Annotated in this window: 19 protein-coding genes and 1 tRNA gene; 10 read left to right on the top strand and 10 right to left on the bottom strand. The window is 56.8% G+C overall.

Features of this window, described 5'->3' with window-relative positions; all coding sequences use genetic code 11:
* The first annotated feature begins 78 nt into the window (after positions 1–78).
* The 5 genes from KBB96_RS07030 (at position 79) to KBB96_RS07010 (ending at position 6,179) form a co-directional block, all read left to right on the top strand.
* Positions 79–2,712, top strand: coding sequence for an autotransporter-associated beta strand repeat-containing protein (locus tag KBB96_RS07030; RefSeq protein ID WP_211633893.1), 2,634 nt, complete (start codon positions 79–81; stop codon positions 2,710–2,712).
* 489 nt (positions 2,713–3,201) lie between these two features.
* Positions 3,202–3,852, top strand: a complete 651-nt coding sequence (locus KBB96_RS07025; protein WP_211633892.1) for a hypothetical protein — start codon at positions 3,202–3,204, stop codon at positions 3,850–3,852.
* 66 nt (positions 3,853–3,918) lie between these two features.
* Complete coding sequence (locus KBB96_RS07020) at positions 3,919–4,779, top strand: hypothetical protein (RefSeq protein ID WP_211633890.1); 861 nt, start codon at positions 3,919–3,921, stop codon at positions 4,777–4,779.
* A gap of 189 nt (positions 4,780–4,968) precedes the next feature.
* Complete coding sequence (locus KBB96_RS07015; RefSeq protein WP_211633888.1) at positions 4,969–5,394, top strand: PIN domain-containing protein; 426 nt, start codon at positions 4,969–4,971, stop codon at positions 5,392–5,394.
* On the top strand, positions 5,391–6,179 hold the full coding sequence (locus KBB96_RS07010) for a hypothetical protein (RefSeq protein ID WP_211633887.1): 789 nt from the start codon (positions 5,391–5,393) through the stop codon (positions 6,177–6,179). The genes KBB96_RS07015 and KBB96_RS07010 overlap by 4 nt, the downstream gene beginning before the upstream one ends.
* Positions 6,180–6,339: 160 nt before the next feature.
* On the opposite strand, the gene KBB96_RS07005 is transcribed toward KBB96_RS07010, so the two are convergent.
* Both KBB96_RS07005 and KBB96_RS07000 read right to left on the bottom strand, forming a co-directional pair.
* The gene (locus KBB96_RS07005; protein WP_211633885.1) at positions 6,340–6,972 is read right to left on the bottom strand and encodes a hypothetical protein; all 633 of its coding nucleotides are present in this window, start codon (positions 6,970–6,972) and stop codon (positions 6,340–6,342) included.
* 98 nt (positions 6,973–7,070) lie between these two features.
* Positions 7,071–7,325, bottom strand: coding sequence for a hypothetical protein (locus KBB96_RS07000; RefSeq protein WP_211633884.1), 255 nt, complete (start codon positions 7,323–7,325; stop codon positions 7,071–7,073).
* A 10-nt stretch (positions 7,326–7,335) separates the two neighbouring features.
* Between KBB96_RS07000 and KBB96_RS06995 the strand changes: the two genes are divergently transcribed.
* Positions 7,336–7,551, top strand: coding sequence for a hypothetical protein (locus KBB96_RS06995; RefSeq protein ID WP_211633883.1), 216 nt, complete (start codon positions 7,336–7,338; stop codon positions 7,549–7,551).
* On the opposite strand, the gene KBB96_RS06990 is transcribed toward KBB96_RS06995, so the two are convergent.
* Positions 7,545–7,874 carry a hypothetical protein gene (locus tag KBB96_RS06990; RefSeq protein ID WP_211633882.1) on the bottom strand — a complete coding sequence of 110 codons (330 nt, stop codon included), beginning with the start codon at positions 7,872–7,874 and terminating at the stop codon, positions 7,545–7,547. The genes KBB96_RS06995 and KBB96_RS06990 overlap by 7 nt on opposite strands.
* A gap of 64 nt (positions 7,875–7,938) precedes the next feature.
* On the opposite strand from KBB96_RS06990, the gene KBB96_RS21305 reads away from it, so the two are divergent.
* The gene (locus KBB96_RS21305) at positions 7,939–8,187 is read left to right on the top strand and encodes a helix-turn-helix domain-containing protein (protein WP_211633881.1); all 249 of its coding nucleotides are present in this window, start codon (positions 7,939–7,941) and stop codon (positions 8,185–8,187) included.
* Positions 8,188–8,344: 157 nt separating this feature from the next.
* Here the strand turns inward: KBB96_RS21305 and KBB96_RS06980 are convergent, their stop codons facing one another.
* The 4 genes from KBB96_RS06980 to KBB96_RS06965 form a co-directional block, all read right to left on the bottom strand.
* The gene (locus KBB96_RS06980) at positions 8,345–9,226 is read right to left on the bottom strand and encodes an IS1595 family transposase (protein WP_211633880.1); all 882 of its coding nucleotides are present in this window, start codon (positions 9,224–9,226) and stop codon (positions 8,345–8,347) included.
* 826 nt (positions 9,227–10,052) lie between these two features.
* Positions 10,053–10,592, bottom strand: a complete 540-nt coding sequence (locus tag KBB96_RS06975; protein ID WP_211633878.1) for a hypothetical protein — start codon at positions 10,590–10,592, stop codon at positions 10,053–10,055.
* Positions 10,593–10,904: 312 nt separating this feature from the next.
* On the bottom strand, positions 10,905–12,641 hold the full coding sequence (locus KBB96_RS06970) for a site-specific integrase (RefSeq protein ID WP_211633877.1): 1,737 nt from the start codon (positions 12,639–12,641) through the stop codon (positions 10,905–10,907).
* 104 nt (positions 12,642–12,745) lie between these two features.
* Positions 12,746–12,830 (bottom strand) — tRNA-Ser (locus KBB96_RS06965).
* Between the two features lie 181 nt (positions 12,831–13,011).
* Here KBB96_RS06965 and KBB96_RS06960 point away from each other — a divergent pair.
* Positions 13,012–13,848, top strand: coding sequence for an alpha/beta hydrolase (locus tag KBB96_RS06960; protein ID WP_211633875.1), 837 nt, complete (start codon positions 13,012–13,014; stop codon positions 13,846–13,848).
* On the opposite strand, the gene KBB96_RS06955 is transcribed toward KBB96_RS06960, so the two are convergent.
* From KBB96_RS06955 to KBB96_RS06945, 3 genes are all read right to left on the bottom strand, one after another.
* On the bottom strand, positions 13,849–15,168 hold the full coding sequence (locus tag KBB96_RS06955; protein WP_211633873.1) for a DUF2252 domain-containing protein: 1,320 nt from the start codon (positions 15,166–15,168) through the stop codon (positions 13,849–13,851). It lies immediately after the preceding gene.
* 76 nt (positions 15,169–15,244) lie between these two features.
* On the bottom strand, positions 15,245–16,108 hold the full coding sequence (locus tag KBB96_RS06950; protein WP_211633871.1) for a sialate O-acetylesterase: 864 nt from the start codon (positions 16,106–16,108) through the stop codon (positions 15,245–15,247).
* Positions 16,105–16,836 carry a class I SAM-dependent methyltransferase gene (locus KBB96_RS06945; protein ID WP_211633868.1) on the bottom strand — a complete coding sequence of 244 codons (732 nt, stop codon included), beginning with the start codon at positions 16,834–16,836 and terminating at the stop codon, positions 16,105–16,107. The genes KBB96_RS06950 and KBB96_RS06945 overlap by 4 nt, the downstream gene beginning before the upstream one ends.
* Positions 16,837–16,905: 69 nt before the next feature.
* Here KBB96_RS06945 and KBB96_RS06940 point away from each other — a divergent pair, with 69 nt between their 5' ends.
* Entirely contained in the window at positions 16,906–17,853 is a 948-nt protein-coding gene (locus KBB96_RS06940; RefSeq protein ID WP_211633867.1) for a pectinesterase family protein, read from the top strand.
* A gap of 81 nt (positions 17,854–17,934) precedes the next feature.
* The gene (locus tag KBB96_RS06935) at positions 17,935–22,992 is read left to right on the top strand and encodes an autotransporter-associated beta strand repeat-containing protein (protein WP_211633866.1); all 5,058 of its coding nucleotides are present in this window, start codon (positions 17,935–17,937) and stop codon (positions 22,990–22,992) included.
* The last annotated feature ends 89 nt before the right edge of the window (positions 22,993–23,081 follow it).

The following is a 23,081-nucleotide window of genomic DNA, read 5'->3' as shown; positions in this document are numbered from 1 at the left end:
CGGAGAGGCAATCGGATCGTCAGGATGCATCCCGCACATGTTTTGCACGAACGTCCGTCGCAACCCACGCCTCGTCTCATGAAAACCTCCCGTCGCATCCACCGCCGCCTCTTCACCCGGATCGCCGCTTCCGCCATCCCCATAGGCGCACTCGCCCTCGGCCCCTGCGCCCATGCGATCAACGCTTATTGGATGGGAGGAAGCTCCGACGATTGGGACGGTTCCCACTGGGATGTGGGAGGCACCGGCATTGGCACTTCTCTCCTCAACTCGAACGACGAAAGCAGCTACGATCTCTATTTCGGCAGTGGTGGCTACCATGACGTCAACGGCATCGTCACGACCACCCGGAGCGTCAGCCCGTCGTCGCTGAACTTCTCCCAGCAGAATTGGACGCTGAATGTCGGCGCCATCGCCTCGGGAGCCACCTCCGCGTCGTCCGTGCATCTCAATGTCAACCACACCAGCCCGCAGGTGACGATCAATTCCACCTATGGCATTTCCTTCGGAACTTCCCTTGCGTCGTCCTACATGGATATGAACGTCGATACTGGATCGGTGCTCACCCTCAACGCCAACGTGTATGGCCGCGGGAGCTTGAATAAATATGAGGGCGGCACCGCCGTCATCGCCTCTCCCTATAACCAACAGCGCGGCTCGGTCATCTCCGGCACCAACGTGTTTGCCGGGACACTGATCACGGACAATCCGATCAACGACTACAACATCCGCGCAGGCGCCACCATGGGCTTCGATATTCCGACCGATTCCGGGTGGGGGACCCGGGGAGATCTTTCCTACGGCGGAAACATCTACGGCGACGGCTCCTTCGTGAAAAAAGGCGGAGCGGTACTGATCATGACGCAGGACGTTTACTACACCGGGTCCACGACGGTCGAGGCCGGCCGGCTTGTCGTCGCCACCTTCCACAATCCCTACGTCACCAGCAGCTTCACCTTCAATGGTGGTGATTTGGAACTCCGAACGGGGACGAGCCACCAGACCTACGGAGACAGGATCAGCGGCACGGGTTCCTTCACCAAGAGCGGATCATACAATCTGACCCTGACCGGAACACAAAACAGTGCGGGAGGCGGGGTCTTCGTCACGGGCGGGAGCCTTGTCGAGAGTGCTCCGATGGCACAAAGCTACAATCTCAGCGGCAGTGCCAAACTCACCTGGAACGCGTCGGGACTCTTCGCAGCCACGATATCCGGTACCGGCAGTTTTACCAAAGCCGGCGATGGTCATCTCACCTTCAGCAATCCACAATCCTACACCGGCGGGACCACCATCACCGGCGGAACCCTTGTAACTCCGCAACCCATCGGCAATTTCTTCATCGATTCCGGTGCCACACTGGTCATCCCCACAAACAGCGATTTTACCTACAGCGGGCTCATCTCCGGTGCTGGCGAGTTCTATAAGAACGGGGCCGCCACCCTCACCCTCACTGCCGACTACAGCACCGCACCGGCAGGTTACCGGACCGGTCGCATCCGTGTGCTCAACTCCCGGCTCATCGAGCAACATCCGCACGGGGATTACTATGTCGATTTCCTTGATCCCGAGACAGGTCCCTCTGATCTCGAATTTGCGAATGTCGGCAATGTGTATTTCGGCAACCCCTCATTTCCTGTTTCAGGAGCCGTCGGAGGCACGATCTCCGGCCCCGGAGACTTCACCAAAAGCGGAACAGGAGGCCTTCTCCTGACGGCGGGTATGACCCACACAGGGAAGACCACGGTCAACCAGGGCGACCTCGTTTCACTGGTGAGCAACGCGCTCCCCTCCGTGACCGCCCTGGCCATCAACTCTCCTGGCCGATTTCTGACAGGATATGGCCTGTCTCAGACCGTGGACACACTGGCAGGTTCTGGAAATGTCATCCTCAGTGGGAACACACTCACTCTCGCCGGTGGTGCCAGCGCCACTTTCTCCGGCGTGATCTCCAGCGCCTCCCCTGCAGGCCTCACGAAGAACGGTCCCGGCACGCAGACCCTCTCCGGCCAGAACACCTACACGGGCGACACCCTCATTTCCGGCGGCGCGCTGACCCTGGCCAGCGGCGGAGCCCTGCGGTTCAAGGTCGGCGCGAATGGCGTCAGCAACAAACTCACCGGCACCGGCACTCTCAATCTCGACGGCACCCTGGTGCTCGATCTCACCACCGCGGGCAATGCTCCGGGAAATGCCTGGACTCTGGTGAACACCTCCACCCTGGCGGAAACCTACGGCAGCACCTTTGCGCTCGCCAGCAGCTCCCGGGGAGCCTTCACCAAGAAAGCAGGCAAATGGACCATGAACGAGAACGGGGTCACCTACGAATTCGTGCCCGCCACCGGAGTGCTCATAGTCGTCCCCCTGACGGGATACGCTCTATGGGCAGCCAGCCATGCCGGCGGACAGGCCGCGGATGAGGACTACAACCGAGACGGCGTTCAGAATGGGATCGCTTACTTCATGAACAACACTGGCGTCATCACCCTTCCCGGAATCGTTGGCGGCAAAATCACCTGGCCGAACGGAGGGACCATCGCCGCGACCGCCTATGGCACCGAATTCAAGGTTCAGACATCGTCGGATCTCGCAAGCTGGGCAGACATCCCGACAGGTGATGCCAACCTGACAAACCTTGCCGCATCGGTGGCCTACATGCTTCCCTCGAGACAGGGCAGATGCTTCGTGCGTCTCTCCATCACCCCAAACTAATCCCCCCCGGCGCGGGCTTACGACCTGAAAACTTGAAACCCCTCACTTCAAAGACTTTCTCAACGGCCTACCGTTGAAAAAGGGTCAGTAGCCTCGCTTCGCTCGGGAAGGTTGAGCCTGGGGCTCCATGCCAAACAGGCTTCGCTTCGACAAGGTCGCAGGCGACCGTCGCATTCTCATCCCTCCCGCTCCATGGTCACACAAAAAAAGCCCGCACCTTCGTGCGAGCCGTGAACTGTCGATGGCGGAGAGGGTGGGAAACCCACCAATCAATCGTAACTTGCTTGAAATCAACAATTCAAGCTAGCGAGACACGAACGAAGTGGAGCAGGTTTGTGTCCCATTTTGCAACCATGAAAATATGCTCAAGGTACCGCAAGGAACGGGCTAGCAACCGCTGTTCCATCGTGAGAATGTCGTAGCAGCTTGATTTTGGGGCGCATGCCCGTGGATCAACAACGGCTCCATCAACCCTCGCTCGTAAATTGAATGACCTTCCTTTCCGATTCTTTCTCGGCAAACCCAAGCACCTTGGTGCCTTTGGCTGCGGCAGGGGTGGCAGCCTCCGTAGCATTTCTGGTCGGTGTTCTCACTCAATTTGCCACATCCAAGCGGGAGCAAACAAAGCTCCTAATCGCGAAATTAGAAGAACTCTACCTCCTCCTGAATAAGTCGGCTCAAGACAATGTCGCTAGATTCGATGCTGTTGATAAATGGTTCCACGGCAAGCCGGACGAGAAATTTGAAATTCAAAAAATCGACGACCTTTATGGGCTGAATCACAACAAGAAGATCATTATGTTTATCCGCTTGTATTTCCCTCAGCTTTCGTTTCTCCACCAGCAACTCTTTCACGCGCAACAGGATCTGAACAGCCTCTGCTACTCGCTCCTAGCTGGTCAGCCTGCTCGCTTCGAATCTTTCAAAGTGGCCGTTGGTAGAATAGGGCACTTTTTGCGCCTGATCGAAAGTGAGATCATTTCCAATCGAAAAAAGCTGACCTCCGATTACTGGATTCTTTGCCGATACAAAGGAACCCCCCAAACGGAATTGGAGTATGTTCACAATCCGCCTCCGGGGCCTGTTTCGACAAGATCAGATCAAAGCGCCACGCCCCAAGCAGCGGCCTCGAAAGCCTGACGAGACAGCCTAAAATACGCCAACGCGGAGAAGATTACCCTTTGGACGCCGCTTGCCAAGAAGGAGATGGATCAGGAGAAATGTTCAGCTAGCTTGGCACGAAGCCCTTTTCAAATTCAGTCTCAACCCTTTAATACAGAGGTGCCCTACACAGAAAGAACGATCAAGCGGCTCTTCGCTGGCTCTCATAACGAATGCGCCATGCCTCGATGCAAGAGTCCGATCATTATTGGCGAAACGGTAGTCGGAGACGTTTGCCACATCGGGGCCAGAAACAAGAAAGGGCCGCGCTATAATCCCGATTTGACTCTTAAAGAACGCAACGATTTCCCGAACCTTCTCGTCCTCTGCAAGACCTGCCACAAAATTGTCGATTCAAATGAGAAGACCTACACGGTGGAATTGCTAGGCGAGATCAAAACTCTGCATGAGAGCAAAGGTATTCGCGAATGGACCGGGGAACTCAAGGCGCAAGCAAATTTGCTGCTCAAGCATGTAAATCCCAAGCCAAGAGTCTCCGCTGTATCTGGCAACAAAGGGGTCTCTGTTGCTGTCGGCAGGGACAATCACGCACCAATTACGGTGAATCATTTTGCTTCTGAGAAGGCAACAAAGCCAAAGTTCCCAGCAAACAGTATTGGAGCCGATGCTAATTTTTGCGGTTACATCGAGTACCTCGTAGACTTGGCAAATACCTATTGGAAGAGCATTCCGGCCATGTCTCCCGGACGCCTCGGTAAAAAAATCAAAACGAAATTCCGGCTTGGAAAACGGACTCGAAATCATCTGGGAGTTCAGAGATTTCCTGAGCTCGTTGACTTTTTGATCCACGATCTTCTTGCTCCTTCTCCGGCAGGAAAGCGACATATCCGACAAGGGACGAAGCTCTGCCGAACGTTTGAGGAATGGCGGGATGGAAAAATGTAGAAAAACTGAAACCTCGCAGCTTTCCCTTGCTGGTGGAGCTTCGACGCCGCAAGCAGGAAAATTGCCTCACACTAGAAGGCTAGCGATCAAGGGAGGTAGCCAGAAAAATGGAGGTTTCTGAGATTTTCCTCCCCAAGGCTCTTCCTAAGAATCAAAATACTGGCTCAAAAGCTCCGCCCACCCCTACTGATGTCGATTCCGCTCCACTATCGCAAGGACAGCCCAAATGGAATCACCCCGCCTAATCCAGATAATGTGGTTACGCTGGTAGAACACATCACCAAATGCAGAGGCTTGAAGACCCATCTCACGTCGGTTTCGGCACGTGAGGAATCGATCCGCCATTTTGGCGGAGAACTGTACTCCACCTCACCAGAAGAGGTCATCGCTAACAGCCATCGGTTTGTAGCTCACACCGCTGTTCGCGAAGAATTGCGCCTTCTGATTCAAGCTTCCAAAAGAGCAGAAAGGGTTTTGGCCCAGCGAGCCCTTCAATATGCGGAAAAAGCCCACGAAGCGGTAATATCGTGGGAATTCGATTTTTCCCACGTGGATCGAAAGGACCGAATTAATTGGTGCGGAAGCCAGATCCAACCGTTTTTTCGTCGAGCATGAACAACCCGTTTACATGCGACAATTGCATTTTCAACCCTTCTCAATATCAAGAGTTGGGAACGCGGCATGGATTTTGCCTGAAGCATGGCTCAATTTTGAAGCATTCTTCACACACCACATGCAGGTTCTTAAGGAGAAAAGATTTGCCGTATTTTTTAGCGGAGGAAGGACATAAGGAGCATGCTAGCAATTTTTCCACCACCAAAGGAATTGTGTTCTATTGGAACAAGCATCCCGAAGAACACCAAAATTACTCAGAAAAGCACGCTTGGGAAACAAGGACATTTGATCCTTTCCTGAATGACGTAACGATATATCACCGCACCCTGAAAAAGTGGACGTTTCTTCAAGCTCTGGCATCCGGTCGAAGCGCGGTGAAAAGCGTAGTCTACTCCAGCCTATTAAGACGATATATCCATAGATGCGGACCATCACAGGACAACTATCGCCTCATGCTGGGATTAACGGCATCATTAGCTGATCGAATTGATCTAGAAATTAGCGATTTCCGTTCAGATGTTCAAGCTGAAGAATTCATGGAGTTGCGGGATTGCTATGAAAGAGAAATAATCCTGCTCAGAATATATGCCATTCAAGAGTACGGGTTTTTGTCAGAAAATGAGGATCTCACTTGGGTGTCTGATGAATTAAATGGGTCTTTCCTGAATTCGATCCAAGAGTATTTGGACGCGGCAAGAAACCTTGTTCCTATTATTCAAGAATGGATTATTAGTGCCTCCAAGGAGAGGGGCACATTCTTTTTTAGAAATGACGAGGCAGACTGAGTGCATGCACCTGTTAAATGAAGGATGCGGAAGTTTATTGGCATGATTTTCGGATCTTCTTGTTTCAATGATTGAATGGATAAGCGACCCTCCATGCAGGCATTTGGATTATTGAAGCGTGATGGGGCAATTCACGATTTATTAATCCAATCGCAACAGTTCACAATGGTTCCACGAAGCCTTTTAACGCTTTGCCGATCGAATTTTGCTGCTGTTCCAGAGCTTTCGTGATTCCCCCAAGTGCGCTCTGCGAAAATAACTTCTGTTGTTCCTCCAAGGCTTTAAGGGCTCCGCCAATTCCGCTTTCGGACATCCACTTTTGTTGACTTGCGATGGCCTTCGCGACGCCGCCAAACGCGCTTTGCGCAAATAGTTTCTGCTGCTCCTCTAAAGCCTTGAGGGCTCCCCCAATTCCGCTCTCGGACATCCACTTTTGTTGATCTGCAATGGCTTTCGCAATTCCCCCAAACGCGCCCTGCGAAAATAACTTCTGCTGCTCCTCTAAGGCTTTAAGGGCTCCCCCAATTCCGCTCTCGGACATCCATTGTTGTTTGTGTGCGATGGCCTGCGCGATTCCTTCCGTCGAATTTTTCATCCACCACCGTTCCTTTCCCTCATTTTCTAAAAGCTGTTCATCTAGCAACACAGCATTGACGCTCAAATTCTGAAGATTCTCTTCTTCCGCTTTTTCCTCTTGGGGCGTAACCGGTATCTCAAGCGCGTGCAAAACATCTGAAAGCCTCTTAGTGAAAACCACACGATTGTGCCCAAGTCGGCTTTCAAATTCATGCAATAGGTGATCATTTAAATAAAATTTGGCGGTTATATAGATTGAACACCCAATTTGGGCATAAAAAAGCCCCGGTGGGGCCGGGGCGAGATTAATATTTATTACTCTTCTTCCTTTTTTTCTGCCGCTTCCTCTTCGGCCACAGGCGGCTCATCCACAACGAAATGCTTTCTTCGGAAATGAGCGATCATTCTTCCGACCACAGCATGCTTTGCTTGGCCATCGTTAAGTCTAGAAACTATTACAGTCTCTTTGTGGAGGTCCGGGCAATATGGGCATACAGCCGAAAACGCCCTTCCGCTTTTATCGCTATCCTCATAAACATTAACTTTATTTTCAGCTTCTTCGTAAGTCATTACTCAAACTATGAAAAAACATATAGACGATCCAGCAAAAATGCCCGCGTTGTTGCGAGGCAAGCAAATATCTGATTTTGAATCAGTTGTAACCGATGATGGTGCCATTCGCGTCGCTCATTTGGAATTCAGTGATGGAACCTTTTTGCGCATTGATCCCTGTGGAGATGAGAACCAATCTTTATATTTGCTTTATGCGAAAACCGAAGAACTGATTTCTCAATAACCCCGGCGTTTCTTCTCCTCCTTCCAAAGGGTGTTCTCCCGGTGCTCGTCAATCTGACGAAGCACGTTGGCTCCGTCCTGCTTCTCCTGTTCTCTGGCCCGCGTCAATTCCTCCTGACTCATGGAGTCATACTTTGAACGGGAAGCGTTAGAGGAAGTCTGGTTTTCGGTGTGAGCGGCATACCAGAAGAATCCGATCACGAACACGATTCCAGCCAGAATCCCGAGGGAACCAAACAGGATGGAAACCATGTCGAAATCCGGGGTTGGTTGCTTCCCGTAGGTGGAGAGGTTGCGCTTTTTCGGTCTTTGAGGATCGCTCATAGCCTCTCCAGTTTCCGCTATAGCGAAAGAAACGTCAAGCTGGAGAGACGGCTAGCTTGTCGGGATGAAGATCAACGAACGGGCTGACCAACTTTCAGAACTCCTTAGAAACGAAATAACTGCGAGGCGAACCGCTTGCGGCTTGTCGAAGAACGAAACCGCGACAAGGGCCGGATTGTCCGTCTCCTTTGTCTCTGACCTAGAACACGCCAAGCGTCGTCCAACGGTGGAGACACTGGCCAAACTGGCATGGGTCTTTGGAACGACTCCTAGCGAAATGCTTGCCGCCTGTGAAAAGAAACTAGAAGAATAGTAATTACTTCTTCTTTTTCTTCCTAGGTTTCACCGCTTCTTGCTTGTCGTCTGGGGGATTTTCCTTCGGTGGCGGGGGAACACGGGCAAGCCTTCTCAAGATGTTCTCGAAAGAATCATCAGGGTAGTTGATCGGGCGCGGGTTCGGCGGCATGATGCTAGGCGGTCAAAGCTTTGTAGGTGAGACGCCCATTGCAGAAGTCAAACCAACGGGAAAAACGCTCAAAATTGGTCAATTTGCGCGTATTATACTTGAATTCGTATTCCTTGCAATAGCGGTTCAGGTGCTTGGGTCTGACGTGGATTTGAACCGCCTTCAAACCTAGCTTGAGGTGGCTCCAGAATCCTTCAATCGTGTTCGTGTGAACGTGGCCGTCTGCTCGCACATACTGCTTGGCGCTATGGTTGATGACCTGTCTGTCATACATGCCATCGAGTGCATTGTAGGTGGGGAAATCGTCGGTCATGACCTCCGTGTTCTCCGTGGAAACGTGCTTCTTGATGATCGGTATCAGCGTCTTTTTCTTGCAGTCGGGAACGACCTGCACGCGGACCTCGCCGCCACGTTCAACCATGCCGAACACCGGAGTCTTGTTCTCCGCACCACGACCACGTTTGCCGCGTCCCTTGCCACCGGAATAATGCTCGTCCATTTCAACGATCCCGGAAAGGGGACGCAAGCAATCCCCATGTTCGACTCCATAACGAAGGCGATGCATCATGAACCATGCAGTTTTTTGGGTGACGCCAAGCACATTTGCGAGGTGGATGCTGGACACTCCCTTCTTGGTCGATTGCGTAAGGAAAATCGCATAAAACCACTTGTGAAGGGGTAGGCGTGATTCCTCAAAAATTGTGCCTTGCCTTACGCTGAACTGCTTGCGGGTAGCCCTACATTTATAAACGCCGGGGCGGGTTTCGATTCGATACGCGCCCTTGTCCCCGTAGGGCGATTGGATGTTGCCGTCAGGCCATCGGGCGTTTTCGAGGAAGGCTATGGCTGCCGCCTCATCGGGGAAAATCTTATTAAAACTATACATATAAATTTGATTGGCGCGGACTCTAGCAGAAAGACTTGGGTGTGTCAATCACCTAACGAGGGATGCGAAAGAACTAGAAAGAATAATGACTAAAAATGAATACGAAAGATGGCAGATCGACCCTCACGGGAGGCCGATATTTTGGAACGGAGAAGGGTGGCAGATTGATTACGCTACGGTTCGTAGGAACCGTCTTCTCCTTTGGGGAGTGGCATTCCTAGTGAAACGAGTTGGTAAAACTCTCCATCACAATCATCCACGACCCAATACGCCGAATACACCTCAAAATGACGATGGCGGTCAGAGTTCTTGTGATACACCGTTTGCCCCTTTTCGAAGGGAACAGGCGATTGAATTTCGCTAGGAATGGGAACCCCGGCCATGCCTAGACCCATGGTCTGAAATCGAATTTTCAACATTATCACCCGCAAACAGCGAATTCGGTCATTTTGTCAAGATTTATTGGCGATTTTGCTTGCAAAACGTGGGTGTTTCAGGTATATAAGGGTGTTGCTTAATCTCGCAACACCCGACGAGGTGGAGGCGGAAGCAAACGGCCCGTGCCGGGCTGCGTTCGGTGATTCGGTATCACAGGTGGCACACAAGAACGGGCCTTTGCGCGGGTTGATGGCTTTGGATGTGCAGGCAAATCCAAAGCCAAGTCTGCGTCTTCTTCGTCCAAGTAGCACTCATGGTATTCACGTTGCTCACGACGATTCCGGAAGAACACATACACGCCGTAGAACGTGCCCCCAACGCCTCCGATGACAAGGGCTGCGAATATCGCCCCAAGAAACACAAGGATCATAATGATGCCGGTTAGATTTTATTCCTGTTCTGAGCGTTTCCAAGACAATGTTGCTTCCGTATTAAAAAGCTGCTCTATCCTTTGTGGGGTGGCATTGTCCCAATTCATCTTGAACATCACCTCTCTATCAATAACGAGCTTGCCTGCCGCCCCCTGAGTTTCGTGTCCATATTGGTCCACCAATTTTGCCGTTGGGGAAAACCAGTATGATGAAACGTCCTCAAATCCCGGGGTCTGTTTGGATCGCTTGAAGAATTCCTTCACAAGCAAATACACCTCTTTCCGCATTTCTGCGGGATTCGATCTTCCCGGCGCTGAGAAGGTGATTTTCACCCGCTGTGCGTCCCTCATTTGAGCATCCACTTGAGGGGTGATTTCAATGAAAACGCCAGTCATTCCCGCTTCTTCTGCGAGAACGAAGGAACGCCCATTGAGGGTCTGCATCTGAGCTTCGCGGTTGCTGGCACTCTCACTCTTCTCCCGAGGTGAATTAGAAAAGATTTTGCTGATCGGGATGATGGCTCCCAAAGCGAAAATGACTCCAAGGAGGACTTTCATGCACCCTTGGCGGATGTTGCTGACTTTTGCGGCTCTGGCTCTCATGGCTGTTCGTTTCTCAGGAAAAGAGCCGCCGCATTCCGCAGGTGGCTCGGGGAGTTGAGAAACTGGATAAGCCAGCCGCGACTGTTTTAGCCGCTACGAGAGCAGCCTGAACATACAGCCGCCTCCCCGAACCATTTCGAGGTGGCGACGTTGTCACGGCCAACGCCATTACCGCTTATCTGGAGTTTCTCAGGCTCCGTCCGCTTTCGCGGACACATGCAGCATGACGGATTCGGAGCGTCTAAGGCAAAGCAAAAAGTGGCGTTCTCAGACCCACCGGATGTGATCAATTTTGAGTCCGGGAAATTCGATCCGCTGGACAGCTTCGAAGAGCTTTTGAACGGAGGGTCCACGTCCATACCCGGCAGCCGCGCTTCGGTCGCCAACCCAGCCCCCCAGTCGTCTTGCCACCTCTTCAGGAATGCCAGCTTCGGTCGCAGCATCTTTCCACATATGGCGGAAGGAATGGAGGGTTGCCTTTGGCATTTTTTCCCTGAAGCAATCAGAAAGGAATCTGTGGAAGTGCTTCTGAAATGCGTCACTGTAGTTTCCGTTTTTGCCCAACGTGAGATCGTGGAATAGCCGAGGATTCCTCTGATCGCGCCCCCTCTGCTTCCAGAAGGTTTTGAACCCTATTTCCAGCAGTGTTGGATGAACTGGAACCAACCGCTTGCTTTGCTGGGTTTTAAGGCGCTTCTCGCAGGATGAACCGTCTGCTCTCTCGTCTGAGATGTTGATGCAAAGGATGCCGTCCTTTTCGAAAACGTCGTCGGTGTAAAGCTGGCAAATTTCGTTGGAGCGGCAGCCGTGGAAGAGCGCGATCAAGGGAACCCAAAATCGGCCGGGAACGTTTTCGAGGGAGAGCTTTCGTCTCGCCTCGTTGTCGTTGTAGAAATCGTGACGGAAGAGCCTATTCACCTCATCGACTGTGAAGAGTGGCCGTTTTGATCCGCCCTTCACCCCACGTCCCGGAAACGAAATTCCCCTCAAAGGGCTGACAGAAATCATCTGCGCTTCCACCGCGAAATTGAACAGTGCACGCACGCAAATGAGGTAGTTTTTCAGTGTGTTGGCACTGATGGCTTTTCTTCCGTCCGCCTTTGCCAATTCGATGCATCGGAGGGCTGGCTTGCCGGGGTAGTGTTTCGCAGCGTTTGCCGGGAATTGGACGAGCAGCTTGAGCACCTCTTTCATTTGGGCGCGATCCACGTTGGCGATTGGAGTGCTCCCACCAAGAATGCTCCGTAGAAAATTGGTTGGTCCCGCATACGCCCTCAAAGTGGCGTCAGTTCTGTCATTCAGTTTCCTCGCTTCCAAGAACTCGTCGATTACGTCCCCAACGCTCGGAGCGTTGACCGGTTGAGATGAGGAAGGAAATCCAGATGCGCACGATTTTTCATGTCTGATTCCGCTATACATCTGTGGCGCTTGGATTTCTCCGGTGCCTTCAAGGCGAGCGATGTGCTTCTGAAGATCGAGCACACGTCCCCGCTTCATCAGTCCTGACAGGCGGGTGAATTCGTCGTCGGTGCCCCCGAATTCTACTCCGGCGTCTTCGATCAGTGACCGAAGCTCTTTTCGACAGCATCCATCATTTGGGTGCCGCTCTCCGCTGTAGGCGGCAAGATCGGTGTATCCTCCTTCAAGGACGTCTCGCAGTTCATCAGGGTTTCCACGGATGCCGTGATTCTCTTCAAACCAGACCAGAGAACCGTTTTCAAGTTCTTGATACCACCTCGTCAGAAGGTGCATGGCCTCGCTGTATCCGACCCGCCTTTTGGCTGGTGCACCCGGGTGCACCGATTTCAGTGCACGTCGGGCTGCCTCAAATTGTTCGTCGGATTTCAGAGTTTCGACGGTGGCCTTGCGGACCGCTTCCTTGAAATCAGAAGTGCCAAGGGCAGCCTTTAGCTCCTTCTTGCCGACAATCGCCTGAATCACTTCAGGAACCCGACGCCGGAAAAAGTAGCGGCTGCCACGCTTGATTAGGTGGTTTTTGCCCATTTCTCGCGATTCGTTTTGTGTCCCAGTCGTGTGTCCCATAATCGTAGTCCAAGACCTTGATTATAAGCAGATTCGCTGAGTCCAAACAAGTTGCGAAAATGAAGCGGAGAGGGTGGGATTCGAACCCACGGACAGTTTCCCGTCTTCGGTTTTCAAGACCGACGCGATAGACCACTCTGCCACCTCTCCCGGTTGCGCGTAGCGACGTTCGTATGCGGTTCCGGGAGCAGGCTTTCAAGGGAAAACCACCGGCAGGGCTTGGGATGAATGGCTCGATGCGGTTTTTGTGGGCGCGGATTCTTTTCTTGGCCGTGGAGCGGATTAGGTTCCAGGCATGTTCCGACGACCTTTGCGAGCCCTGCGGTGGGGGATGGCCTTTGTTTGTCTCGGCCTCGCCTCATGTGCGACGCATGTGGGCCACGTGGGAAAGTCCGTGCCACCGGTGAGGACGGACTATACGGTGTGGCGGGACATCACCTACACGCCGTCCGATTGGCCGGAGGCTTTGCAGGGGGATCTTTATCGGCCCGTGGCCGGGGAGCCTGCCCCCGCGGTATTGCTGCTGCATTATGGCGGATGGACTGGTGAGGATCACCGCAATCACATGGCTCCGATCGCCCGGAAGCTGGCCGGGCGGGGCTATGTGGTTTTCAATATCACGTATCGCAAGGCCCCGCGCTGGATTTATCCCGCGCAGGTCGAGGATATCCATCAGGCACTGTTATGGATGCGTGTGCATGCGAAGGAAAACGGCATCGATGCCACGCGGATCGCGACCTACGGCTATTCGGCGGGTGCTCATCTCGCCTCGCTGGCAGGATTGCTGAAGCATCCGTATGACGAGGGGATCAAGGCGGTGGTGGCGGGCGGTGATCCGGCCGACCTGACCATGGTGGAAAGTGGAAGCATGGTGGCGGACTTCCTCGGCGGGAAAAAGGAGCGCATTCCCCGGCGCTACATTGAGGCTTCACCCGTGTACCAGGTGACCAAGGACAGCCCTCCGGTATTTCTCTATCACGGTACGATGGACGGGCTGGTGCCTCCGGAGCACATCCGGAGATTTGCCAGCGCGCTGGAGAGGAAGGGGATTTCCCATGAGATCTATTGGCTCAAGGGCAGGGGACACATCACGGCATTCCTCTTCCCCGGTGGAGCCCACGATGCCGCGATCGATTTCCTGGACCGGGTGCTGAGGAAGGGGGATTGATCAGATCATCGCAGCCTGGAGTCTGCCGTCCGCGATGGCGGCGGTGAAGGTGGAGTGGTCCTTCTCGACCTGATCCGCATAGGTGCGGGCGAACGCGGCGAGCGCTTTGGCGAATTTTTCCGATTTCCCCAGATAGCCGGCGAGCAAGGCCGGGTCACCGGTGCGGGCGTGGGCCTTGGCAAGTGCCTCGCCACAGACGAGGGAATACTGGAGCAAAGCTTTGCCCTTCAGATCCTGTGGATCGATGGCGGCATTGCGGTCCGCGACCTGCCGCACGAGGAAGTGGCGGTCTCCAATCGTGGTCCAGCCGAGGAATGGGTCGCTCACGGTTTGCATGCGCTGTTGGCCCTGTGCCACGCGCTGCCCGTGATGAGCAGGCACTCCGACTTCCGGGAGGTAGGGGGTGTAGCAGGAGGCGAAGGCTTCCTTCACTTGGAGGAACAGCGGATCGTCCGGGCCGTTTCCAAACAACAGGACCACGTAGTCCCGCGAGCCAACGCTGCCGGTGCCGGCGATCTTGAAGGCGACATCGGATGGATGATAGGCATCGAAGATCGACTGGCGGTTGGCGGTCAAAGTCTCGCGATAGTGTTTGAGCGAACCGATCACCCGGCTTGCGACGGCTTCCGGCACCGGTGTTTGCAAGGGAAGCTCGCGGAAGCGTGGCAGGCCGTTCCCGTCCGGTGCGGTGCGCTTTTCCATCTCCTGCGCGGGAGTCTTGCGCTCGGCCTTGCGAAGAATGCGCTGCACCGGCCCGTGCCCCACCGAGCGCATCACGGCATAGCGGGTGAGGTCGAGAACGGGCATCCGGGCGAAGGCCCGCATGGACTTCCGGTAGCGTTCGGCCATCTGATGCACCGCATCGGCGCAGGCATCTTCACTCTGTCCGGCTTCCCGTCCGACCAGGATGATGGACGCGGCCAACCGCTTGAGATCCCATTCCCATGGCCCGGGTGTGGTCTCGTCGAAATCATTCACGTCGAAGAGGAACAGATCGTCCTGCGTGGCATAGGCGCCGAGGTTGCGGACATGGGCATCCCCACAGATCTGCGTGTGAATACCAGTGATGGGAGAGGACGAGAGATCACCCGCCATCAGGAAGGCGGTGCCGCGATAAAACGAAAACGGCGAGGCCGCCATACGCGCCATCTTCAGGGGCACCAGTTTGTGCACGCGGTCCTGATTGGAATGGCGGATCAGTTCCACCACATCCCGCTCCGCCGGTTGCCAGGTACCGAGTTCCTTGCGGGGGAGTTTCAAACGCAGGGTGCGTCCGGCGGCGAGCCGTTCACGGTAGTCGGCGAGATGGGGCGGCTTCATGAGATCAACCGCGAACCTAACAACAGTTTTTCACGGAAGCGAATCCGAAAGGTTGTGTGGCTGAAAATGTTGCCCCTTATTTGGAGAGCATCGCCTCGCCGACTCCTTTGGCCAGGGCGGCTCCCAGCAGCAACTGCCCCTTGGCGTTGTAGTGGACGGTGTCGGTGCCGATCGGAAAACCGTTGGTGGAGATCATGCGGCAGCGGGGAATGGCGAGCGGACTTCCGGAGTCCATGTCACAGGCGGCCATCTGGCGCCGGATCTGGTCGCGGGCGATGAAGCGTGGCAGAGGCGGATCATGGGGCAGCACCTGGCCGAAGGCTATCGGCAGATTCTCCACACGCAGGTCCTCGGAGATCCGGTGCCGCAGCAGCTTGAGGTTTGCCGGATAGTGCTCTGCGGAGAGGGGGTGCTTGGCATCCTGCTCGCCCTGCATCCAGAGAAAGCCGCGGATCACCGGTGTATCGCCGTGCTTATAGAGCGCACCGATCGCCTCACCGAAGCAGGTGATCATCGCCGAGTAGAGGCGGCCGCGGTTGGGATCGGTGCGGTTGGCACCCGGATAAAAATTCACGCGTCCGGGCTTTTCGCCGCCGAGCCACTTGTCGGCATTCCAGCCGGGATCGAGGGGCATGCCGCTGGCGGAGTATTTCACTAGAAACACCGGGCGGCCCGGAGTGGGGATCGCGTGGGCGAAGGCGAGCTCAGGGCCGAATTCGCCTTCATGTTTCGAAGACTTCGTTTTGCCGGGCACAAGCGGTTCGAATTCCCTGCCATTCCAGAATAGAACCCCCGGGGCAGGAGTGAGCTGATGTTGCGGCAGATCGGTGAGCTTCGCGATGCCCTGCATGTTCGACTGCCCGCCAAGGAGGTAGACATCCACTTCCCGCGCTGAAAGCGGACAGGCGAGACAGAGAAGGAAGAGCAACGCGCGGATCATGGATTCTCGAAGACGAGCAGATGCTGCCATGGAAGGGCGGTGGAATTCGAGACAAAGCGGAAGCCCGCGGCTTCGAATTCCAGCCGGGCCTGGGCCTCGGTCATCTTGTGGAGGATCTTGATCGGCACCTCCGGATCCTCACCACGGAACTCCAGCAGATAGACCTTTCCTCCGGACTTCAGTGCGTGACGGAGGGAGGCCAGCATTTCCGCGGGCTGGGAGAATTCGTGATAGGCATCCACCATCAAGGCCGCGTCCAGGGATGCGGCGGGGAGTTGGACGCCATCGACGGCTCCGAGGTGAGGCTCGACATTGGTGATGCCCAGTTCGCGGGATTTGTTGCGGAGGAAATCGAGCATCTCCGGCTGGATGTCCACGGCCACGACCCTGCCCTGCGGGACCTGCGGGGAAATACGGAAACTGTAGTAGCCGGAGCCCGCGCCGATGTCCGCGATCACCGCATCCGGCTTCAGGGAGAGGGCGGCGATGGCCTTCGTGGGGGCCTCTTCCTTCTCGCGCTCGTCGCGTTCCAGCCAGCCGATGGCGGGATGGCCCATGACCTTGGCGATCTCCCGGCCATGGAAGAACTTGCCGATGCCATCAGGACTTCCCGTCGCGAAGGTGTATGCCGTAGGAGGTGGTGGTGCAGGTGCGGTGACCGCTGGAGGAGGGGCCGCTACGGCCGCGGATGTGCCCGTTTTGCGACATCCTCCGGAGAGGATGGTCATCGCCAGCAGGATTGCGGTTGCAGGGATTCGGGATGGACAAACCGTCATCGGACAAGAATGGATCGGGACATGATACGCGGCTTCATCGCCTGGCTTTTCGCGGGAACGGCAACCGTTCTCGCGGCTTCGCAGACTCTTGTGGTCGATCCTACGGACGGCAAGGCATTCCCGACCGTGAAGCTGGCGATCGATGCCGCGGTGGCGCGCGCGGCGAAGCATGCCGGCGAATGCCGGATTGTCATCAAGCCGGGAATCTATCGCGAGAAACTGGTGGTTCCGAAGGAAGCGGGCGAGATCTCCCTGGAAGGAGAGGATGAGAGCAAGACCGTGATTGTCTTCGGCGATGGCGCGGACACACCGCGACCGGAAGGCGGGACGGTCGGCACCTTTGACAGCGCCACGGTGACCTTCCGCTGTCCGAAGATCCGGGCGAGCCACCTCACGTTTGAGAACTCCCGCGGCAAGGGCAGCCAGGCCGTGGCGGTATCGCTGGCATGCGAGCGGGGCGAGTTCCGGAACTGCCGGCTGCTGGGCAGCCAGGACACGCTGCTGATCCAGTCCGGGGCGCATCTTTTCGATCGCTGCCGGATCGAGGGTGATGTGGATTTCATCTTTGGGGCGGGCATCGGTTACTTTCATGCGTGCGAGATCCATGTGAAGGACAATGGCTACATCACTGCCGCCTCGACTCCGGAGAATCAGGCATATGGCTTCGTGTTCGATCATTGTGCCATTTCAGTCGCGCCTGCGGCGAAGCGCGTCTATCTCGGGCGTCCCTGGCGCCCGTACTCGGCGGTTGCCTACCTGAATTGCACGCTGGGCAAGGGAATCGCTCCGGAGGGATGGGACAACTGGCGGAATCCTGAAAACGAGAAGACGGCCCGATATGCCGAATTCCAGAATACAGGCGAGGGAGCTTCCATCATCCGGCGCGTGGCTTGGTCGCGGCAGTTGGCGGCCGAAGAAGCGGCCGCTTGCACCATGAGAGCCGTGCTCGGCTGGGAACCGAAATGGTGAAAGGGGATCATCTGTAGTTTTCCGACGCTTCTCCGGAATGCTACAAGCGGAGCGTGGTAACTTTCGGTCTTGAAAAGTTGCATGCCACGAAAGCCCCTCGTCGCGGCAGCGCTGCTGCTCGGCAATCAAACCTTCCATGCCCAGGCCTCCATTCCCGCCTTCCCCGGAGCGGAGGGCTTTGGCGCGCTCGCCGTCGGCGGACGTGGGGGTGACGTGTATCATGTGACGAATCTCAATTCGAGCGGTGCGGGTTCGCTGGCCTATGGCATCGCCAATGCGCCCGCGGCCGGGCGCACGATCGTCTTCGATGTCAGCGGCTACATTCATGTGCCGGGGTCCAACCTGCGGATGACCCAGAACAAGGTCACCATCGCGGGCCAGACGGCACCGGGGGATGGCATCGGTCTGAAGGACGGCACCTTCCGCATCTCAGCGGATGACGTGGTGATCCGCCATCTGCGCTTCCGCCATGGCAAGTATGGCTCCGGCGGAGACTGCATCGACTTGGACAGCAACTCGACGCGCTCGGTGCTGGATCACATCTCGATGCAGTTCAGCACGGACGAAAACATGTCCAGCTTCAGCAGTCCGCCGGAGGATCTGACGCTCCAGTGGGCGGTCAATGCCTGGGGCTTGGAATCCCATTCCTGCGGCGGCTTGTGGGACCAGAACCACGCCACCGCCCATCACACACTGTGGGCGCACAACCACACCCGCAACCCGAAGGCCAGACCCGGCACGCTCGACTGGATCAACAACGTCACCTTCGATTGGGACATCGGTTTCATCATGGGGGACTCCGAGACTCCTGCGAGCTGGAAGGCGAACGTCCGCAACAACTATTTCCTCAGCCCGCCGGGCAACCTGCGCTCCAAGGCGCTGGAGAAAGCCAGCCTCGACCGCAATGGCGTGCCGAACTTCAGCCTCTACCTGAACGGCTGCCTGCATGATGCCGATGGAGATGGCATTCTCAATGGCACCGACAAGGGCTACGGCATCGCCTCCGGCTCCTACAACACTTCCGCCACGCCATTCCCCTCCAGTGCCGTGGCGGTGACCATGGACAATGCCCTGACGGCTTACAAAAAGGTGGTGTCGCAGGGTGGCGCGCTGCGGCTCTCCGTGGATGCCTCGCAGACGCTGCGCGATGAGGTTGATACGATCCTCTTCGCCGCCCTGACCGGGCAGGTTCACAAGCATGTGACCCGTGAATCGGAAACCGGTGCCTCGAATGCCGGTTTTGGCACGCTGGCGTCCGCGAGCTCGCCCATCGACAGCGATCAGGATGGGATGCCGGACTACTGGGAGCAGGCGCTGGGATTCAATCCCGCTGTCGATGACCACAATACCGCCTTCACCGGATCGGGTGGTGTGATCACCGGAACGACCTTCTTCCCCGCATCCACTCCGCTGGGCTACACCCGGCTGGAGGAGTATCTCCATTTCCTCGCCATCCCGCATGGAGTGGTGGCGAAGAGCACCGGGTCCGCGCCGACTTCGATCAGCATCGATCTGCGCAAGTTCACGCTCGGTTTTCCAAACACTCCGGTTTTCACGCTTTCCGGAGTCACCGGTGGCGCCGCCGTGCAATCCGGGACCGGTGGCGCGATCGTGACTTTCAATCCGACGGTCAACACGTCAGGGCGCGCGCGTTTTGAGTTCACGGTAACGGATGCGGATGGCAGCACCTGGACACAGACCTGCGGCATTCTTGTCAGTTCCAGTGCCTTGCCGCGTGATCTCAAATGGAAGGGCGATGGCACCAGCAATCTATGGGACACTTCCTCGCTGAATTTCCAGCAGGGCAGCACGGTCACCGCGTTCGGCAATGGCGACCGGCTGGTGTTCGATGACACAGGGTCCACGTCACCATCGGTTTCCATTCCTTCCACGGTCTCGCCCGGCTCCATGGATGTCATTGCTTCGGCGAACTACACTTTCACCGGTGCGGGTTCGATCGGGAGTACGGGGCCTCTGCTCAAGCGGGGAACCGGGACTCTGTCTCTGTCGAACTCGGCCACCAATGGCTTCTCCGCGGTAACGGTGGAGGAAGGAACGCTGGCTCTCAATTCCGCGGGAGCGGCGGGCACGGCTCCCATCCGCATGAACGGCGGGGCTCTCACGCTGAATGCCGCCTCGAACGGGACGATTTCCAATGCGCTGCAATTCGACACCGACACCACGATCACCGTCCAGTCCCAGCACAATGAAACCGGCAACTGGACCGGCGCGGGCAATGTCACGGTGAATGGCAACTACCTGTGGACGGTGGGCGGGACGTGGACCGGCTACACCGGACGGCTGACCTTGGGAGCGGGTGGACCGCGCATCCGGCTCAATGGCGGCTTCGGCAGTCCCGCCGTGGCGGTGGATCTCGGGACGAACGGCCAGCTGATGAATCGCAATGGCAGCGCGACCAGCTACGACATCGGTTCGTTGTCCGGCGCATCGGGCAGCACCTTGAGCGGAGCGCAGAGCGTGGTGGCGGCCAGCACCTACAGCATCGGGGCAAAGGGGGAGAGCACGATTTTCTCCGGTGCGATCGTCAATGGCACGGGAAACGCGGCGACGAACATCATCAAGACCGGCGCGGGCAGCCTCACGCTGGCGGGAACCAGCACGCATACCGGCACCACCACGGTGAACGCCGGGACTCTTTCGATCACAGGCGCGCTTGGAAGTACGGCAATCACCGTAGCCAATGGCGGCACCCTTGCGGGCACCGGCTCGGTCACCGGTCCGGTCACGCTCCAGAGCGGGGGCATCTTGTCCCCCGGGACCGCCGCCACTCCGGCGGGAGTGCTCCAGGTGGCAGGCGGCGTCACTCTGCCGAATGGCTCCGTGCTGCCTTTCGATCTCTCGTCGTCGTCCTCCGGCGGCAACGACCGTGTCGCCATGCAAGGTGGTACATTGACGGCTTCCGGCACGCTCAATTTCAAATTCCGCCTCACCGATGGATTGCTCGGACCGGGGACCTATCCGCTGATCGATGGAGCCACCGGCAGTGCGATCTCCGGCCTCAGTCTGACCCACAATCTTCCCACCACCGGCACCCGCCAGACTTTCGCGCTCGGACGCTCCGCCTCGGGCAGCAATCCTTCCTCGATCTGGCTGACCGTGACCGGCAATGCCGCCTCGCTGGTATGGAAGGGGAATACCAACGGCAACTGGGATCTCAATACGACCTCGAACTGGACCAACGGTGGCGTGGCTTCCACCTACTATAACTTTGATGCGCTGACCTTCGATGACACCGCCACCACAGCCATGCTCACGCTGGCCAGTCCGGTGGCTCCGCGTTCGATGATCGTGGACAATAGCAGCAAGGCCTACACTTTGGCCGGTCACGCGATTTCGGGCACTGGCAAGCTCACCAAACGCGGCACGAACACGCTCACGCTCTCCCCGGTGGGTGTGACCCTCGATTCGGGAACGACGGCTTCAAGCGCCACTGTGACAGTGGTCACCACCAACCTCGCCGCAGGCATGAGTGTGACCGGCCCAGGCATTCCGGCGGGCACGGTGATCGCCGCCATCGTTGATGGTGGTACGCTGACGCTTTCACAGAATGCCACGGCCACCGCGTCTCCGGTTGCATTGCGTTATGTGGCGATGAACTCGTGGACGGGCGGCACCGACATCGAAGGCGGCACCATCCAGTTCACGAATGATGATGGTAATGCGTATGGACTCGGACCGGGTCCCATCACCTTCAAGGGCGGGACCTTGTCGATGTACCGGAATTCCGCCACCTACAACAGCGCGACCTACAACTTCGTCGTGCCCGCCGGACAAACCGGCACGTTCAATGCGGACGACCGCTGCGATCTCTATGGCACCCTGACCGGTGGCGGAACGTTGGATTTCCGCATCCCCTACGTCCGCACGACCCTCTATGGCGATTGGTCGGGCTTCACCGGCAAGCTGCGGGTGATCGACTCCACCAACAATGGTGGCGATCTCCGGTTCGGCCCATCGTACGGTTATCCCGGCTTTCCGAACGCGGCGGTCGAGCTGACCGCCAATACCACGGCGTATTACGTCGGCACGCTTTCCGGTGGCGATGGAACGACCGTTTCCATCGGAGAGGTATCCGGTGACGCGAGCGCCTATCTGATGGGCGGTGCCACCGGTGGACGCTTTCTCACTTATCGCATCGGCGGCATTGGCACGAACGCCACCTTCGCGGGTGTGATCGCGGACCAGAACGTCTATTGTCCGACCTCGGTCGTGAAGACGGGCAGCGGCACATGGACTCTTTCCGGGAATTCCACCTATGGCGGTCGCACCACGGTGGAGCAGGGGGTGCTCAAGGTCACAGGCTCGCTCACCAGCCTGAACACGCTGGAAGTGGCGAACGGGGCCGCGCTGCAACTGGAAGGCGGCACGCTGGCACTCGATACGGTGACCGCCGGAGCCGGTGCGATCATGAGTGCCTACGGGACCGTGACCGGTGATCTGGTGGGTGGAGGTGCGCTATCCCTCCGGGGCTACGGCACCGGGACGGGCGGGCCGTTGGTGGTCGGGGGCAGCCTGACGCTGCCGGATGGAGGATTGCTTCAGGCACGTATCGGAGCCTCGGCGGACTCGGTGTCGGTGGCTGGTGATCTGTCGATGGGAGGGATTCTCAATCTGTCCGTACCAGCGGGAACCGCCGCGGGGCGCTATCCGTTGTTCACGGTGTCCGGCAGTGTGCAGGTGGGAGCGGTGTCCCTCACGGGAGCTCCATCGGGTTTGACAGCAGTGCTGGATACCACCGTGGCTGGACAGGTGGCGGTCGTGCTGGCGGGACCGTACGAGCAGTGGCGCTTTTCCAAGTTCGGGAGTTACTCGTCATTGGAGTCCGACCCCAATGCCGATCCGGACAGTGACGGGCAGAGCAATCAGGTGGAATTTCTCGCGGGCACCTTGCCGAAGAACCCCGCCTCGCGTTTCAGCGCATCCGTGGCCAAGGAGGGTGCTGGCTTCAAAGTGTCCTGGAATTCGGTGGCCGGGAAATCCTATCAGGTGGAGGCCGCTACGATGTTGTCCTCCGGGTGGGCCGTGATTGCGACAAAAACCGCGACGGCGACGACCACCGACTACACGGATGCCAGCGGACTGCCGAAGCGGTTTTACCGGGTGAAAGTGGTTCCGTGAAACGCAAACGTGCGACTGCCTGAGTGTGAACGGGGAGCGAACCGGTGGTGAATACGGCCCCGATTTTTGATTTTCAAAACCGGGGATCC

It is taken from the genome of Luteolibacter ambystomatis, assembly GCF_018137965.1.
GTDB classification, from domain to species: domain Bacteria; phylum Verrucomicrobiota; class Verrucomicrobiia; order Verrucomicrobiales; family Akkermansiaceae; genus Luteolibacter; species Luteolibacter ambystomatis.
This window is presented reverse-complemented; position numbering and strand designations above follow the sequence as displayed.